At 63.9% G+C, this 2,368-nt stretch carries 2 protein-coding genes; both read right to left on the reverse strand.

Annotated features, from left to right (window positions below; genetic code table 11):
• Positions 1–34: 34 nt before the first annotated feature.
• Entirely contained in the window at positions 35–1,342 is a 1,308-nt protein-coding gene (locus tag AHiyo1_RS14105) for an ABC transporter substrate-binding protein (protein ID WP_059388992.1), read from the reverse strand.
• A 144-nt stretch (positions 1,343–1,486) separates the two neighbouring features.
• Positions 1,487–2,368 (reverse strand): LacI family DNA-binding transcriptional regulator (locus AHiyo1_RS14110; RefSeq protein WP_059388993.1); only part of this gene is annotated, 882 nt, incomplete at its 5' end.

A 2,368-nucleotide genomic window follows, 5' to 3' on the forward strand; every position in this document is an offset into this window, starting at 1 on the left:
GTGGCTTGCCATGAAGCCACCCCGCCGGGCGGGCCTACTCCTTGACGGAGAGGCCGTTCTGCTTGAGTCCGCCCACCGTGGCAGTCTGCGCGGTTTCGATGCCCTGCTTGACGGTGCCGCCGGTGGTCAGCTTGCCGAAAGCATCCTTCATGGCGGTGTTGGTGAGGTCCCAGTTCGGTCCCCACTGCCAGCCGCTCCTGACGGAGGCGAAGGCCTTGTCGAAGACGGCGTAGATGTCGTTGCCGAAGTAGCTCGCGTCGAACGCGCCCTTCGCCACTGGAGTCAGTCCTGGAAACGCCAGGTAGGCCGAGCCGGCACTGCCGCGGGCCTTGACGGCGTCGGGGTTGGTGGTGAGGAACTCGATGAACTTAGCTGCAGCGGCGGGGTTCTTGCTACCCTTGGGGATGTTGAAGCTGGAACCGCCCAGGAAACCGTTCGAGGGATTGCCCCAGTTCGGCACCTCGGCCGCAATCCACTGGCCGGCCTGGTTGTTTGCTTTCGTACGCGACTGCAGGCCAGGGGCACTCCAGCTCGCGCCGAGGACACCGACAACGGTGCTGCTGGCCAGATCGGCGGACCATTCGTCGCTGAAGGACTGTTCGACCTTGACGATCTTCTCGTCGATCAACTTCTGCCAGTAGTTGGCCACCTTCTGCGTGGCCTCATCCTTGACGCCGATCTTCCAGGTGTCGCCCTCGGTTGAGAACCACTTGGCACCGGCCTGCCAGGCCAGGCCCGCGGTGACGACCGGATCGTTCGGGTAGAAGCTGGCGAGGTAGGCGTTCGGCGCCACTGCCTTGACCCTCTGGCCGGCCTTCTCGAAATCATCCCAGGTCTTTGGAACCTCAACGCCTGCCTTTTCCAGCAGGTCCTTGCGGTACCACATGACCATCGGGGTGGTGTCGTAGGGAAGGGCGTAGGTCTTCCCGCCGAGTTGCACCAGTCCGCGGGCTTGGTCCGAGAGCTTGTCCAGCGTTGCGGACTTGTCGATCAGTCCGTCCAGCGGCTGGAGCTGACCGTTGCTGACGAACTGGGCCAGCTGCGGGTATTCGATGGTGGCCACGTCGGGACCGTTGCCCGCCGTGATGGCAGTGGACAGCTTGGCGTAACCCCCGCTGGCGCCGTTGGGGACGGTTTCGAAGTTGACCTTGATCTTGTTCTGGCTTGCGTTGAACGCTGCGGCGACCTTGTCCATCCCGGCGAGCGAGGACCAGAACGTGATGGTGCCGGTGGGTTCTTGAGCCGGGGTCGGGGTTGCGGAGGGGGTTGTCCCGCAGGCCGTGATGAGGGCGGCACTGGCCACGAGGCTGGCCGCTCCGAGCAGAAGCTGGCGACGCTTCATTCTGTTCTCCTTTGAAGTTCACGATGCGAAGTCGTGGTGTGCCTTGAAGCACTTAACTCCCAGTGAAACGGTCAGCGAGTAAACATATCAACGGAATGAACAGAATTGAACACTAGAACCGGAGTGAAGTTGTCTTGGCTTCCGTCATTCGGCGGCCCCGACGTGAAGAGCCTGGCTCTGGGTGGAATCCCGGATATTGAGGCTGGGAGAGAGGCTCAGTCGCTGCAGCGCCGACACGCCCCGTCGCTGGGCTCCGATCCGGTTCAGGCACATCAGCAGCGCTTCGTGGCCGACGTCGTATTTTGGCGGTGCCACGGCGGTGAGGGGAACGGTACCCAGCGCCGCGATTTCGTCGTCGTACGCGATGATAGCCAAGTCCCCGGGGATGCGGACGCGGCGATCCTGGCAGGCGCTGGCGAACTGCAGCGCGTCCTCATCACTGTGCACGATCGCAGCGGTCACGTGCGACTCGGCGCACCAGTCGAGAATCCCTTCCACCACCAGGCGGTGCGCCTGTGGATCGTTCAGCGCACGCGAGACGGGGCGCACCATGGTGGAGTCCTGCGGGGTCCCGGCCCGCCGCATGGCGAGGTGGTAGCCCTCGATGACCTGGGAGGCAGTGGGAGTCTTCTCCCGGACGCACAAGGCAATCCTTCTGTGGCCGAGGGACAGGAGATGGTTGACCGCGATCTCCGCCCCGCGCACATGGTCGCTGCGTACGGATTCCAGGCGGCACTCTTCAGAAATGTCGTCGATGGAGCGTTCGACGACGACAACCGGCACCGCCGTCTCAGCCAGCAAGGCCAGGGTTTCAGTTCCGGCCAAGGAAACCTCACTGGGCGTAACCAGGATGCCGTCAACGCCGTGTTCAAACAGACGGCGAAGCTGGCGCCGTTCCTCGGCCCCGGAGTAGTTGGAAACCCCCAGCACCAGCCGAACTCCCGCTTCCTGGGCGGCCGCCTCCGCGCCCCGGATAACCCCGGGAAAATAGTACGACGCGGACGGGACGATCATGCCGACCGTCGC

It is taken from the genome of Arthrobacter sp. Hiyo1 (assembly GCF_001263615.2).
Classification (GTDB): Bacteria; Actinomycetota; Actinomycetes; order Actinomycetales; family Micrococcaceae; genus Arthrobacter.